This window comes from Citrobacter sp. wls615 (genome assembly GCF_005281355.1).
GTDB lineage: Bacteria > Pseudomonadota > Gammaproteobacteria > Enterobacterales > Enterobacteriaceae > Citrobacter > Citrobacter werkmanii.
Genome location: NZ_SZXM01000005.1, coordinates 328664 through 341351, shown reverse-complemented (window position 1 = coordinate 341351; position 12688 = coordinate 328664). Strand labels below are relative to the sequence as shown.

At 55.5% G+C, this 12688-nt stretch carries 13 protein-coding genes and 1 pseudogene; 5 read left to right on the top strand and 9 right to left on the bottom strand.

Features of this window, described 5'->3' with window-relative positions; all coding sequences use genetic code 11:
* Positions 1 to 3: 3 nt before the first annotated feature.
* The 8 genes from FDX04_RS02290 to prs form a co-directional block, all read right to left on the bottom strand.
* Positions 4 to 963, bottom strand: a complete 960-nt coding sequence (locus FDX04_RS02290; RefSeq protein WP_079225899.1) for an AEC family transporter — start codon at positions 961 to 963, stop codon at positions 4 to 6.
* 123 nt (positions 964 to 1086) lie between these two features.
* Positions 1087 to 1887 carry a biotin-independent malonate decarboxylase subunit gamma gene (gene mdcE, locus FDX04_RS02285; protein ID WP_137361532.1) on the bottom strand — a complete coding sequence of 267 codons (801 nt, stop codon included), beginning with the start codon at positions 1885 to 1887 and terminating at the stop codon, positions 1087 to 1089.
* Positions 1887 to 2720, bottom strand: a complete 834-nt coding sequence (locus FDX04_RS02280; protein ID WP_137361490.1) for a biotin-independent malonate decarboxylase subunit beta — start codon at positions 2718 to 2720, stop codon at positions 1887 to 1889. Before FDX04_RS02280 ends, mdcE begins: the two co-directional genes overlap by 1 nt.
* Positions 2713 to 3012, bottom strand: coding sequence for a malonate decarboxylase acyl carrier protein (gene mdcC, locus FDX04_RS02275; RefSeq protein ID WP_137361491.1), 300 nt, complete (start codon positions 3010 to 3012; stop codon positions 2713 to 2715). The genes FDX04_RS02280 and mdcC overlap by 8 nt, the downstream gene beginning before the upstream one ends.
* A 9-nt stretch (positions 3013 to 3021) precedes the next feature.
* Positions 3022 to 3879: a triphosphoribosyl-dephospho-CoA synthase gene (locus FDX04_RS02270; RefSeq protein WP_137361492.1), complete on the bottom strand. Its 858-nt coding sequence runs from the start codon at positions 3877 to 3879 to the stop codon at positions 3022 to 3024.
* Positions 3879 to 5534, bottom strand: coding sequence for a malonate decarboxylase subunit alpha (gene mdcA, locus FDX04_RS02265; protein WP_038634792.1), 1656 nt, complete (start codon positions 5532 to 5534; stop codon positions 3879 to 3881). The genes FDX04_RS02270 and mdcA overlap by 1 nt, the downstream gene beginning before the upstream one ends.
* A gap of 197 nt (positions 5535 to 5731) precedes the next feature.
* On the bottom strand, positions 5732 to 7222 hold the full coding sequence (locus tag FDX04_RS02260; RefSeq protein WP_137361493.1) for a nicotinate phosphoribosyltransferase: 1491 nt from the start codon (positions 7220 to 7222) through the stop codon (positions 5732 to 5734).
* A gap of 14 nt (positions 7223 to 7236) precedes the next feature.
* The gene (prs, locus tag FDX04_RS02255) at positions 7237 to 8097 is read right to left on the bottom strand and encodes a ribose-phosphate diphosphokinase (RefSeq protein ID WP_137361494.1); all 861 of its coding nucleotides are present in this window, start codon (positions 8095 to 8097) and stop codon (positions 7237 to 7239) included.
* A gap of 189 nt (positions 8098 to 8286) precedes the next feature.
* On the opposite strand from prs, the gene FDX04_RS02250 reads away from it, so the two are divergent.
* The 4 genes and pseudogenes from FDX04_RS02250 to FDX04_RS02235 all read left to right on the top strand — a co-directional run bounded on the left by FDX04_RS02250 (position 8287) and on the right by FDX04_RS02235 (position 11248).
* Entirely contained in the window at positions 8287 to 9006 is a 720-nt protein-coding gene (locus FDX04_RS02250; protein ID WP_137361533.1) for an NUDIX domain-containing protein, read from the top strand.
* Positions 9007 to 9050: 44 nt separating this feature from the next.
* Positions 9051 to 10110: pseudogene (locus FDX04_RS02245) on the top strand (hydrolase).
* A complete protein-coding gene (locus FDX04_RS02240) occupies positions 10107 to 10325 on the top strand; it encodes a YheU family protein (RefSeq protein ID WP_003023615.1) in 219 nt (72 codons plus the stop codon). Before FDX04_RS02245 ends, FDX04_RS02240 begins: the two are co-directional and overlap by 4 nt.
* 53 nt (positions 10326 to 10378) lie before the next feature.
* Positions 10379 to 11248: a phosphoribulokinase gene (locus tag FDX04_RS02235; protein ID WP_042312044.1), complete on the top strand. Its 870-nt coding sequence runs from the start codon at positions 10379 to 10381 to the stop codon at positions 11246 to 11248.
* A gap of 46 nt (positions 11249 to 11294) precedes the next feature.
* On the opposite strand, the gene FDX04_RS02230 is transcribed toward FDX04_RS02235, so the two are convergent.
* Positions 11295 to 11699 carry an OsmC family protein gene (locus FDX04_RS02230; RefSeq protein WP_137370398.1) on the bottom strand — a complete coding sequence of 135 codons (405 nt, stop codon included), beginning with the start codon at positions 11697 to 11699 and terminating at the stop codon, positions 11295 to 11297.
* 308 nt (positions 11700 to 12007) lie between these two features.
* On the opposite strand from FDX04_RS02230, the gene crp reads away from it, so the two are divergent.
* The gene (gene crp / locus FDX04_RS02225; RefSeq protein ID WP_000242758.1) at positions 12008 to 12640 is read left to right on the top strand and encodes a cAMP-activated global transcriptional regulator CRP; all 633 of its coding nucleotides are present in this window, start codon (positions 12008 to 12010) and stop codon (positions 12638 to 12640) included.
* The last annotated feature ends 48 nt before the right edge of the window (positions 12641 to 12688 follow it).

The following is a 12688-nucleotide window of genomic DNA, read 5'->3' as shown; positions in this document are numbered from 1 at the left end:
GATTTAGATTCCTGAAGTCAGCGAGATAAACAGCGGCAGCGACAGGATACACAGTACCGAGCTCAACAGCAGCACGGCTTCTGCATCCGGCGACTGCACGCCAAAGCGGTTACCGAATACCACACCGAAGAAGCCCGCGGACAGCGCAATCATCAGGATAGCGGTAATCGCTACGGAGCCATGCAGGCCGAAAATCAGCACGATACCCCAGGCAATCGCTGGTTGAATCAGCAGTTTAGCGATAGTTGAGGTGATCACCACGGTGTTAATCTGCAGTTTACGCGCAGAGAGGATCACACCAGTCAGGAACAGCGCCGCCGCAGTAGCAGACAGACCCAGCGGTTTAATAGCCGCCAGCACCAGTTCCGGCATTTTAATACCAATGGCAGAGAGGATAACCCCCAACAGCGGGCCCATCACGATCGGTTTTTTAATCGAACGCCACATCAGCACCGGCAGCATGGAGAGCGTAGAACCGGAGTTACCGCCTTCCGCGCGCGCTTTCTCACGTTCGAGGATCAGCAGGCAGAACGGCGTCATCAGCACAGAGCCGCAGGCGATGGAAACGGCAACGGAAAGCGAGGTGGAAGAGGTTTCACCCAGCACGCTACCCAGAATCGGCAGACCCAGCGCGGCGTAGTTTGGCAGCGCAACGGTCAGGGTCAGCACGGCGGCATCCTGTGGAGATTTCTTGAAAACTTTGGTCGCCATAAAGTAGATGGCGGCATAGGTAATCCACATTGCCAGCGTCAGCACCACAATCAGCGGCGACTGCGCAACGATGCCAGCCCACGGTGTTTGTACCGTGGCGCTAAACAGCGCGGCGGGCAGCGCGAAGTCCATCACGAAGATATTGAGCAGGGAGACATTCTTGTTATCCACCATTTTGGCCTTCCCGGCCCAGAATCCCAGTAACATAATGACGAAAATCGGAGCAAGAGCATGAACAATTACGTAAGTCATATTTCACCTGTAATGAAAAAAAGTTAGCACTGGCGCGATGATTATTATTTTTTCAGATGCAGCTGCCCGCATGGGCGCGGAAAGCGCCCATGAAGCCGTACATCCGGCAGGTCTCTTTTTTACTTACCAGCTTGCTCGCATACGTTCGCGTACGAGGGCAGAGCTGCGGCGATTGTCGGCACCCAGACGGCTTTTCAGCGTCGGGTCCTGACGAGCGTCATTGATGGCCTGTTGCAGCGTGGTTTTCACCAGCGCCAGATCGGAAGCAGAAGGCGCGTCCGGATTGCTGATATCCAGCAGATTTTCCAGCAGCCCCAGGGTGGCGTAGTTGCTGATGTCATACGCCATTGGCGGAATGGTCGCCGCCAGTTTTTCCAGCGCGTCAACGGTACGCAGGGTGATGCGCGCCGCCGACTCTTTACCCATCGCATGGATCAGCACTCCTTTATCGTTAAAGGCGATCAGGCGGTTTGCCTGGTAGCCGTGCGCCAGAAACGCGCCGGACATCGCTTTACCGACAATCAGGCCAATCACCGGGTGGCCCGCCAGACGCGCGTTGGCATACGCCGCCGCGGCACCGGCCAGCGCCTGGTGAATGCCGAAACCTTCTTCACGGCGACCGTAGGCCTGACTCGGCACGTCGATCACCGTCACAATCGGCCGCTTGACGGCTTTATCGGCATCAGCGGCGATGGTTTCACTCACCACTTTCGCCAGCGTCCAGCCTTCCAGCAGACCTACTTCGCCTTTGGCTGCGCGTGGATAATGGTTATTGGCATCGGGAACGACCGCGATAAAACGCGCGGTTTCACCGTTCAGCTCGCCGTCGGCAGCCTGGACGGACGGACACAGGCCCTCGATACGTTTAGCGTTTGGCACCAGGGTTTCCAGCCATAATTGGCCACGGCTCATTGCGTTACTCATCATTTCACCTCCCGGGCAAAGAGCGCATGAATCTGTTCGGTATCGGCCTGTTTGCGCGTGTCGAAGTTGGTCAGACGATCGAGATACCAGTCGTAGTTATCGGTTCGATGTTTTGCCGGTACGCCTTTGGCCAGCGCCTCGTTCATGGCGGCTTTGACCGCGTTGACGCCGTCGTCGACCAGCGCTTCCACCAGCCCGCTTTGGTAGCGAATTTCGCCACCGGTCATGCTCCAGATAAACGGACGGTCGCGGGAGTCGTACTCTTCAATCCCGGCTTCCTGTTCGATAACCTGCGGGCCGTTGAGGCCGAGACGCGCTTCGCGGGTGACAATCAGATAGCTGCATAGCGCCGCCGCGATGGACATCCCACCGAAGCAGCCCACGGTACCGGCGACAATGCCGACCACCGGGGTATAACGGCGCAGGTCCACAATCGCCGCGTGAATATCGGCAATCGCCGCGAGGCCAAGGTTGGCTTCCTGCAAGCGCACGCCGCCGGTTTCCAGGCTCAGTACCGCCTGAGTCGGGATGCCGTTGCGGTTATCTTCCGCCGCCAGCTCCAGCGCCGCCGCCATTTTGGCGCCGGACACTTCGCCCATACTGCCGCCCTGGAACGCTCCTTCAATCGCCACCACCACTGCCGGTTTGCCGTTAATGGTGCCTTTCGCCACCACCATGCCGTCATCGGCCTGCGGGACGATGCCCTGCGCGCCGAGCCACGGCGACATCACGCCTTCAAACGGGTCGAGCAGTTCACGGTAGCTGCCTTCGTCCAGCAGCGCGTGCGCACGCTGGCGTGCTTTTAATTCGATAAAACTGCGATCATCACGCATAGCTCACCTCTTCAAATACCTGTTCGATACGAATGCGCGCCACACCCGGCGTCGCGCCGAAGTCATGGATCGTCAGTTTGCCCGCCGGCAGGCTGCTGACCGTCTGCAGACGGTTGAACAGCGCTTCCCAACGGCTGATGCTGTTATCGACAGAAGTGGTGATATCAATGGTTAACGTCTGGCCCTGGTCGGCGGTGAATAACACCTCCATATCCCCGGAGCCCACAACGCCTGCCAGCGCTTTGCCGCTTAAGGTGCGGCTGGCCGGTACGGTTAACGTAATGTGTTCCATAACATCCTCTTAATGCTTGAAATAGGGCGATTCGATGCGATCGAGAAACAGCGTGGCGGCCAGCAAATCGGCTGCCCCGCCCGGCGAAGCGTTGAGCGCCAGCATCTGGCTATCGAGCGCCGCTAAGGCCGCCTGGCCTGCCGGATGAGCGCTACCCCCTGCGCTCAGCACGGCGCGGGCGCCGTCTTGCATGGCATCAAGCCCTTCCAGCCCCGCGCGGGACAGCACGCAGGTATCGGTCAGCGAGGTCATGATGGCCATCAGCGCATCGAGCCTGGCGTGCGTTTCGCTGCTGCCGTTAAGGCGGCTTAAGCGAAGCTGCGGTAGCGCACGCTGCATCACGTGCGGAAACGCCTGCTTCGCCTCTTCTCTGGCACCCGGCACCTGATAACGGTGGGTGGCGCGTAGCCCTTTACTGAAGACCTTCGGCGCGGCGGCATCCGGCAGTTTTGCCAGCTCGGCGGCGGTCATCGTTACCTGCTGCGCGCTGCCCACGCCGCCGTGCATCGCCACCGCGCTGACCAGCAGCCCCAGCGCCCAAATCGCGCCGCGGTGGGTATTCACGCCGTCGGTGGCGGCCATCATCTGTTTCTCACCTTCTCGGCCTAGTCGCCCTACGGTTTGTCTCAGCGCAATATCGGCTGGCCGCTGCCAGCTCTGTTGCGCAAGCGCTTGAAACGTGGGGGTCAGGCTGTGCGCGGAGCGCTCCATTAGCGCAAGCGATAAATCGTGGTGCGCGCCGTTACCCCGACTGTCCACCAGACCGGGTTTCGGGCTTAATCGTGCTTCGTCAATCAGACACTGCGTGGCGGTTCGCGCCAGCCATTCGGCACCGCCTTCAACCTGAATCTGGGGCAGAAGTTTCATTACCAGCTCCGGAATTTCGCAGGTGGGTTGTAAAGACCGCCGGACCATTCCACCAGGTCAGCGACGCTACCGGCTGCCAGCAGCGAACGGGTGGCGTCGGTACGACGAATGCCCATATCTTCCGGATAGACTACTTTGCCGCTCTGGCGCAGTTCAGCAACGCGTTTCGCGTCAACGCCCAGACCGATATCGGTGATACCGGCAACCGCAGCAACCATCGCGCGGCGTTCTTCCAGATCTTTGGCGCGGTAGAGGTAGGCGATACCTTCTTCAGTCAGCACGTGGGTCACGTCGTCGCCGTAAATCATTACCGGCGCCAGCGGCATACCGGAGGCTTTTGCGACATCCACCGCATCCAGTTTCTCAACGAAGGTCGGTTTCACGCCGGCCTGGAAGGTTTCCACCATCTGTACGACCAGTTTTTTACCGCGCTGCATCGGATCCGGTTCGGTGATCATGTTCAGCCAGGCTGGGGTAGCGTGGCGACGACCGTGCGGATCGTGGCCCATATTTGGCGCGCCGCCGAAGCCGGAGAGGCGGCCTCGGGTCACCGTTGAGGAGTTGGCGTAGCCATCAACTTGCAGGGTGGAGCCGATAAACATATCCACCGCGTACTGACCTGCCAGCTGGCAGAAGGCGCGGTTGGAGCGCATGGAGCCGTCAGAACCGGTGAAGAAGATGTCCGGACGGGCGCGGATGTACTCTTCCATCCCCAGTTCGCCGCCGAAGCAGTGCACGCTTTCTACCCAGCCGCTTTCAATCGCCGGGATCAGAGTCGGGTGCGGGTTCAAAGTCCAGTGTTTACAGATTTTGCCCTTCAGCCCCAGCTGTTCGCCGTAGGTTGGCAGCAGAAGTTCAATCGCCGCGGTGTTGAAGCCGATACCGTGGTTCAGCGACTGCACCTGGTGCTCCGCGTAGATGCCTTTAATCGCCATCATCGCCATCAGGATGTGTTCCTGTTTAATCAGGCGCGGGTCACGGGTAAACAGCGGTTCGATAAAGAACGGCTTGTCGGCGACAACCACGTAGTCAATCCAGGAACCCGGAATATCCACGCGCGGCAGGTCGCATTCGTCATCCACCAGCTCGTTCACCTGTGCGATGACGATACCATCGTGGAACGCGGCGGCTTCCACCAGCGCTGGCGTATCTTCGGTGCTCGGCCCGGTGTAGAGGTTGCCTTTACGGTCAGCCTTATAACCGGCAATCAGCGCCACGTTCGGGGCCAGGTCGACGTAAAGACGGGAGTAAAGTTCGATGTAAGTATGGATGGCGCCGATTTCCAGCTGACCATCTTCCAACAGCTGCGAGATACGCAGGCTCTGGGTGCCGGAGAAGGAGAAATCCAGCTTGCGGGCGATGCCTTTTTCAAAGATATCCAGATGCTCGCTGCGCCCGACGCTTGGCATGATCATGTGCAGGTCATGCACAATCTGCGGGTTCACCTCAGCCAGCATACGGGACAAGAAATCTGCCTGCTTTTGGTTATTCCCTTCTAATACCACGCGGTCACCCGGCGCGATCAGTTTTTCCAGCATCGCGGTCAGGTCTGCGGTCGGCAGCACCTTACCCTGCACCGGAACGGAAGCCAGACGGCGCTGTTTTTCCGTGCGGCGGGTGTTCCAGACTCGTGCTGGCGTTTGCCCAGATAACATTATTAACCTCCTGATTCAGCTAATCATTTTGATTGCTTAACACTGGAAAGAGTGTGCACCCTGGTGAGAAAGTCATCAATTAAGCGTAGGAAAGAATCATTAGCTTGAGAGTAATAATTGAAGTAACCATTTGTGACGATGATCAATTTACGCCGGGAGGGAGGAGGAAGCGGGTAATGCTACCCGCTTGCGGGAAATTACCTTTGCGCCGCCAGACGCTGGCGGATTTCGTCGAAATGCTGACGGTTAAACAGCTTGCCGTTGAGAAAACGAGTTTTCAGTTCCCCTTCCTGCTCTTGCTCCCAGGTCTGTTCGTCATGCAGGCATAAATCGCCTGCTTCATTCCTCGTCACACGCAGCAAACCACGGGCAGAGCGTTTTAAGCCATTATCGGTTTTCGGCTCTTTAAAGATCGTCCGCCCTTTACCGTCGACTTCTCCCCACGTAGCCTTCATCGCAAAACCGAAGGTGTCACGCGTGTTGTACTGATAGGTAAAAGAACCGACGCCAAACACCACATTTGAACTGGCAAAACCTTTCGCTTCCAGACGACGCAGGATCTCATTCGCCCGCTCAAGGGTGATGGAATCGCCATAAATCAGCCCCACATGTGGGTCGAGCACCTTGTAGCCTTTGGCGTTAACCGTGCCGCCAAATATCTCCCACAGCACCTCCACAGAGCCTTTCTCCTGTGCCGTACGATCGGCTCGGGTATCCTCATCCGCGCCAGTACCGCACAGGATCTCAACAGGGTTACCGCTGTCCGGACGGAAAACCACCCGTCCCTCCCGCGCCAGAATGATGTTCTTCAGCTCGCGGGTGTACTCCGTCAGTACCTGCCAGTAATCCCACGTATCAGAGACAATCGACACAAATCCCTGCGGGTAGAGATCGGCAATCAGGCGGCGGAAGGTTTCAATCTCATGCTCGCGCTCACCCATACACATCACGCTGTGCTCGGTCGCCGGAATGCTGGCGCCGATAAAATAGGGCTCGCCGTCGGTGTAATAATCGCGGGCGTACAGCAGAGATGGAATACTGTCGGTCCCTTTAAAGCTCAACAAGTGGCCGCTGCCCGCCTGCATGGTGTCCTGCAATCCGGCCATACCGCGAAAGGAAAAGTCATGGCACTGGAAGTCCAGGTGCGTCAGGTCGCTACAGGTTTTCTGTGCCCAGCGCGCGCAGATTTTACGATAGTGATGAGCAATGGTGGCATTTGTTGACGCCTTCCACAGTTCTGCCGACAGCACGGTCTCCAGGTAATTCACCAACCAGAAAAACTCAGGTTGGGTATTGATGATAGTTAAAACGGGCACCGCCATCGGCACTTTGCTGCCTTCATCCAGCGCTTTGATGTGCAGCGGCAAATAGCCCAACTGATGCAGGGCGCGGATATGATCAACTGCTACCGCATCTTTGCCGAGATAGCTGTCCATGACCTGTTTGTATTCCCTGACCACCTCGTCTTCCGGACGGGCAAAGAACGCCTCGTTAAACAGATCAACCAGAAACCACTGCAGAAAACCTTGCAGACCAAAAAACACCAGTTTTCCATCCACCAACGGCGAGGAGAAAAAGCGATCGCTGCGCGGGGTAAAGTTGGAATACACGCGGCTGGTTCCTTGCGGATACTGTACGCGGTGAGAAACTTTGTAGCCGTCGATAGCCAGAATCGGGTTCATTTTCATAATCAGTATCTCCCTCAGGCGCGGTAAATCGCGTCAATATCGATAAGCTCAAGCTGCGGATGTTCCAGCGTCGGGGCAGCGAAAGAGGTGGTGGTGTAGATAGCATCAATACCGTTCGCAAACAGGTGTTCGACGCCCTTAGTGAAAAGACCGTGGGTAACATACAGGCTGACGCTACGGGCGCCAGCATCACGGAGTACCTGCGCAGAGCCGATGAACGTACCGCCGGCATCACACAGGTCATCAACAATCAGCATATCCCTGCCCCTCACGTCTCCAGCCACTAAAGCAAATCCCGTCAGCTTGCCACTTGCTACATCGCGTTTTTTGCTCAGGACGGCGTACTCCGCTACACCGACCGCTCTGGCAACGGCATCAATTTTCTTCAGCGCTCCGGCATCGGGGGCGACCAGCATTAGCGTTTTTTGCTGGAACTGGCGCTGCAAAGTCGCGCTGTGCAGCAGGCAAGTCTCTTGTGAAATCGCCACAAAATTATTGATAGCTGCCGCCGCCGCGTCGCTGTGCGGATCGAGCACCTTCACCTTATCGAATTGCAGCGTATTGAGCTGGCTGGCAAAGACTTTCAGCGCAAAGCTATCACCCGCCACCATATGGCGATCCTGACGTGCCCACGGCAACCAGGGAAGCTCGAGATGACTGACCAGTACATCCGTTTGATGGCGAACCGCCTCCACCAGTTGCGCCAACAGCATAAAGTCGTTCATGTCGCGCATCGCCGTCGCACGAATGCGCATCAGACGAGCAAAGGGAGGTAATACTTCAGTAACCTTCAACCAGACGGCGCCATCAGGAAAAACACCGTGTGTCACTCCGTAGCTCTGGTCGTCCAACGTTAGTGTCAGTTTTATGCTCATCACGCTCACCTTTAATTGTGTCCCTTCGACACAATTAATAATGTCCCTAAGACACATATTAAGCAAGCACAAAATGCATTTTTTTAGACTGCGCCATAATCAACTGATAAATAATAAGAAAAAACGAACCTTGCCCCCCGGTATTGGACTGGTACACTTGTGGGCGTTGCAAATCATCGTGAGTACTTTATGACCACCGAAGCCGACTACCTGAATCAATACGATGCCCGCCGCTTTCCCTCACCTCTGGTGACGGTCGATAGCGTGCTGTTTACCCTGCATCAACAGGCGCTGTGCGTATTACTGGTTGAACGTGCAAACCAGCCGCAAAAAGGGTGTTGGGGATTACCAGGTGGCTTCATTGATATCGAGCACGATGACTCCACTCGCGCCACAGCGCTACGCAAGCTCACTGAAAAAACAGGTGTTTTGCCTTCGTGGTTGGAACAACTGGATACCTTTTCCGGCCCGGATCGCGACCCGCGCGGCTGGAGTCTGACGGTTACCTGGTTTGCGCTAATCGCCTGGGTAGACTGTGCGCCGCACATCGCCAGCGTCAGCAATGCCCGTTGGGTCCCGGTTGATGAGCTGAAAAATTATTCACTCGCGTTCGACCACGGAGATATCATTACGGCGGCCCTGCATCGCTTACGGCAAAAAACGATGTACTCACTCCTGCCTGTATACTGCTTGCCGGAGACATTTACCCATGGGCAACTGCTCGAAGCCACCGAGGTGATCCTCGGTCAGTCGATCCAGCGTAAAAGTCTGATTCGCCGCTTTGAAGCGTCAGGAATGTTTGAAGATACCGGAGAAAGCGTAGCGACAGGGACGCGTAAAGCTCGCCTGTGGCGACGAAAGCCCGACGTCGATTTTCATCTTTTCTCGCGTAACCTGCTGACTGACTAGCGACAAAATCACATATTGGCTAACCCGCAAGCGCTGCGCGCGGTATAGTTATTCTTTCCGATTATTAATTGCTCTGGTGTTATGGTTGAAATCACGTCCACAGAAATGATCCCGCCTACTGATGATTCGCGAGAATTCCGCCCGATGCGCGGTATCAGTAACCGCCATTTGCAGACAATGCTGCCGCGTTTAATTCGCCGCAAGGTGAAGTTCGACGCCCATTGGCAGCGTCTGGAATTACCCGACGGTGACTTTGTCGATCTGGCATGGAGTGAAGATCCGCAACAGGCGAAGCACAAACCGCGCCTGGTGGTTTTTCACGGTCTGGAAGGCAGTCTGAACAGCCCGTACGCACATGGCCTGATTGAAGCAGCGCAAAAGCGTGGCTGGCTGGGCGTGGTTATGCATTTTCGCGGCTGCAGCGGCGAGCCAAATCGTCTCAACCGTATTTATCATTCTGGTGAAACAGAAGATGGCACCTGGTTTTTACATTGGCTGGAGCGCGAGTTTGGTCGTGTGCCGACCGCGGCGGTAGGCTATTCACTCGGCGGGAACATGCTGGCCTGCCTGCTGGCCAAAGAAGGCAACGACATTCCCATTGATGCAGCGGTTATTGTCTCTGCGCCTTTCGTGCTGGAAGCCTGTAGCTACCATATGGAGAAGGGGTTCTCACGCGTCTACCAACGCTATCTGCTCAATCTGTTGAAAGCTAACGCCTCGCGTAAGCTACAGGCCTATCCGGGTTCGCTGCCGGTGAGTCTGACCCAGTTGAAATCCCTGCGTCGCATTCGTGATTTTGACGATCTGATCACCGCCAAAATCCACGGTTTTGCCGATGCTATAGACTATTACCGCCAGTGTAGCGCCATGCCATTGCTTAATCAGATCGCCAAACCGACGCTGATTATCCATGCCAAGGACGATCCGTTTATGGATCATCACGTGATCCCTGAACCGGAAAACCTGCCCTCACAGGTGGAGTACCAGTTAACTGAACACGGTGGACACGTCGGATTTATTGGCGGCACGGTGCGCCGCCCTGAGATGTGGCTGGAATCAAGAATTCCCGACTGGCTGACAACGTATCTGGAGGCGTCATCATGATTATCCCCTGGCAAGACATCTCCCCGGACGCACTGGACAATCTGATTGAAAGCTTTGTCTTGCGCGAAGGCACCGATTATGGTGAACATGAACGCTCGCTCGAACAAAAAGTCGCCGACGTCAAACGCCAACTACAATCAGGTGAAGCCGTCCTGGTGTGGTCCGAACTGCATGAAACGGTCAACATCATGCCGAGGAAGCAGATTCACGAGTAATCCGTAGCCGACGGCTGACTATAATAAAAAATCAACCTATTCATGGAGTTGTTATGTCTGCCAAACATCCGGTGATTGCGGTAACAGGATCCAGCGGCGCGGGGACCACCACCACCAGCCTCGCGTTTCGTAAAATTTTCGCGCAGCTAAATCTGCGCGCCGCCGAGGTGGAAGGTGACAGTTTTCATCGCTATACCCGTCCAGAAATGGACATGGCGATTCGCAAAGCGCGCGATGCCGGGCGGCATATCAGCTATTTCGGTCCCGAAGCCAATGACTTTGGTCTGCTGGAACAAACCTTCATTGAATACGGCCAGACGGGAACAGGTCAGTCGCGTAAATATCTGCACACCTACGATGAAGCCGTACCGTGGAACCAGGTCCCGGGAACGTTTACCCCCTGGCAGCCATTGCCTGAACCGACGGATGTCCTGTTCTATGAAGGGCTACACGGCGGCGTCGTCACTCCACAGCAAAATGTGGCCCGGCATGTCGATCTTCTGGTCGGCGTGGTGCCGATCGTTAACCTGGAATGGATCCAAAAGCTGACCCGCGATACCAGCGAGCGTGGACACTCGCGTGAAGCGGTGATGGACTCGGTTGTGCGCTCAATGGACGATTACATCAATTACATCACGCCGCAGTTTTCCCGTACGCACATTAACTTTCAGCGCGTACCCACCGTCGATACCTCAAACCCCTTTGCAGCCAAGAGCATTCCGTCGCTGGACGAAAGCTTTGTGGTCATTCATTTTCGTAATCTGGAAGGGATCGACTTTCCGTGGCTTCTGGCCATGCTGCAAGGCTCATTCATTTCCCACATCAATACATTAGTCGTACCTGGCGGCAAAATGGGTCTGGCGATGGAATTGATTATGCTGCCGCTGGTCCAGCGATTGATGGAAGGTAAAAAGATAGAGTGATGTACGGGATGTGCCCGATGGCGCTACGCTTATCGGGCATCACGTATTACGCAGCAACCACTTCATAGGAGTGGGTAATATTCACCGCCTTTTCCAGCATCAACGCCACGGAGCAGTATTTTTCCGCAGAAAGATCGACGGCGCGCGCGACGGACGCATCTTTCAGATCTTTACCCGTTACGATGAAATGCAGGTTGATGTGGGTAAACAGGCGCGGCGCTTCATCGCGGCGCTCTGAGGTCAGCTTCACTTCGCAGTTGGTCACATCCTGACGGCCCTTTTGCAGGATCGACACCACGTCAATTGCGCTACAACCGCCAGCAGCCATTAATACCATTTCCATCGGGCTCGGCGCTTTATCACCGGAGTTACCGTCCATCAAAATTTGGTGGCCAGAGGCGGACTCACCGAGGAAGGTTAACCCCTCAACCCACTTTACACGCGCTTGCATATTTCGTAACTCCAATGTTTCAATTTTCCTGACAGATTACGCGCACATAACAATTCTCGCAATGGAAGGCGACCTGCGTCATGCTGAAGCGAGACACCAGGAGACACACGGCGAAAGCTATGCTAAAACAGTCGGGATGCTACAGTAATACATTGACGTACTGCATGTATGCAGAGGACATCACATTACAGGCTGCAGTTTATTTTTGACAGCCCCTTTCCCAGGTAGCGGGAAGCATATTTTTGCAAACCCAGAGGCAGCGTCGTTTTCTGGCTCTGGAGACAGCTTATAACAGAGGATAACCGCGCATGGTGCTTGGCAAACCGCAAACAGACCCGACTCTCGAATGGTTCTTGTCTCATTGCCATATTCATAAGTACCCATCGAAGAGCACGCTGATTCACCAGGGTGAAAAAGCGGAAACGTTGTATTACATCGTTAAAGGCTCAGTGGCAGTGCTGATCAAAGATGAAGAAGGGAAAGAAATGATCCTTTCTTATCTGAATCAGGGCGATTTTATTGGTGAATTAGGCCTCTTCGAAGAAGGCCAGGAACGTAGCGCTTGGGTACGGGCCAAAACCGCATGTGAAGTCGCTGAAATTTCATACAAAAAATTTCGCCAATTAATCCAGGTCAACCCGGATATTCTGATGCGCCTGTCTTCTCAGATGGCTCGTCGCCTGCAGGTCACGTCTGAAAAAGTAGGCAACCTTGCCTTCCTCGACGTCACCGGTCGTATTGCTCAGACTCTGCTGAATCTGGCAAAACAGCCTGACGCGATGACTCACCCGGACGGTATGCAGATTAAAATCACCCGCCAGGAAATCGGCCAGATCGTTGGCTGCTCCCGTGAGACCGTTGGTCGTATTCTGAAGATGCTGGAAGATCAGAACCTGATCTCCGCTCACGGTAAGACCATCGTCGTTTACGGCACACGTTAATCCCATCGAAATGGCGCGTTACCCGGTAGCGCGCCATTTTTGTTTGCT

Coding starts and splice junctions, on each gene's coding strand:
- FDX04_RS02290 (WP_079225899.1), bottom strand. CDS start 963: ATGACTTACGTAATTGTTCATGCTCTTGCTCCGATTTTCGTCATTATG.
- mdcE (WP_137361532.1), bottom strand. CDS start 1,887: ATGAGTAACGCAATGAGCCGTGGCCAATTATGGCTGGAAACCCTGGTG.
- FDX04_RS02280 (WP_137361490.1), bottom strand. CDS start 2,720: ATGCGTGATGATCGCAGTTTTATCGAATTAAAAGCACGCCAGCGTGCG.
- mdcC (WP_137361491.1), bottom strand. CDS start 3,012: ATGGAACACATTACGTTAACCGTACCGGCCAGCCGCACCTTAAGCGGC.
- FDX04_RS02270 (WP_137361492.1), bottom strand. CDS start 3,879: ATGAAACTTCTGCCCCAGATTCAGGTTGAAGGCGGTGCCGAATGGCTG.
- mdcA (WP_038634792.1), bottom strand. CDS start 5,534: ATGTTATCTGGGCAAACGCCAGCACGAGTCTGGAACACCCGCCGCACG.
- FDX04_RS02260 (WP_137361493.1), bottom strand. CDS start 7,222: ATGAAAATGAACCCGATTCTGGCTATCGACGGCTACAAAGTTTCTCAC.
- prs (WP_137361494.1), bottom strand. CDS start 8,097: ATGAGCATAAAACTGACACTAACGTTGGACGACCAGAGCTACGGAGTG.
- FDX04_RS02250 (WP_137361533.1), top strand. CDS start 8,287: ATGACCACCGAAGCCGACTACCTGAATCAATACGATGCCCGCCGCTTT.
- FDX04_RS02240 (WP_003023615.1), top strand. CDS start 10,107: ATGATTATCCCCTGGCAAGACATCTCCCCGGACGCACTGGACAATCTG.
- FDX04_RS02235 (WP_042312044.1), top strand. CDS start 10,379: ATGTCTGCCAAACATCCGGTGATTGCGGTAACAGGATCCAGCGGCGCG.
- FDX04_RS02230 (WP_137370398.1), bottom strand. CDS start 11,699: ATGCAAGCGCGTGTAAAGTGGGTTGAGGGGTTAACCTTCCTCGGTGAG.
- crp (WP_000242758.1), top strand. CDS start 12,008: ATGGTGCTTGGCAAACCGCAAACAGACCCGACTCTCGAATGGTTCTTG.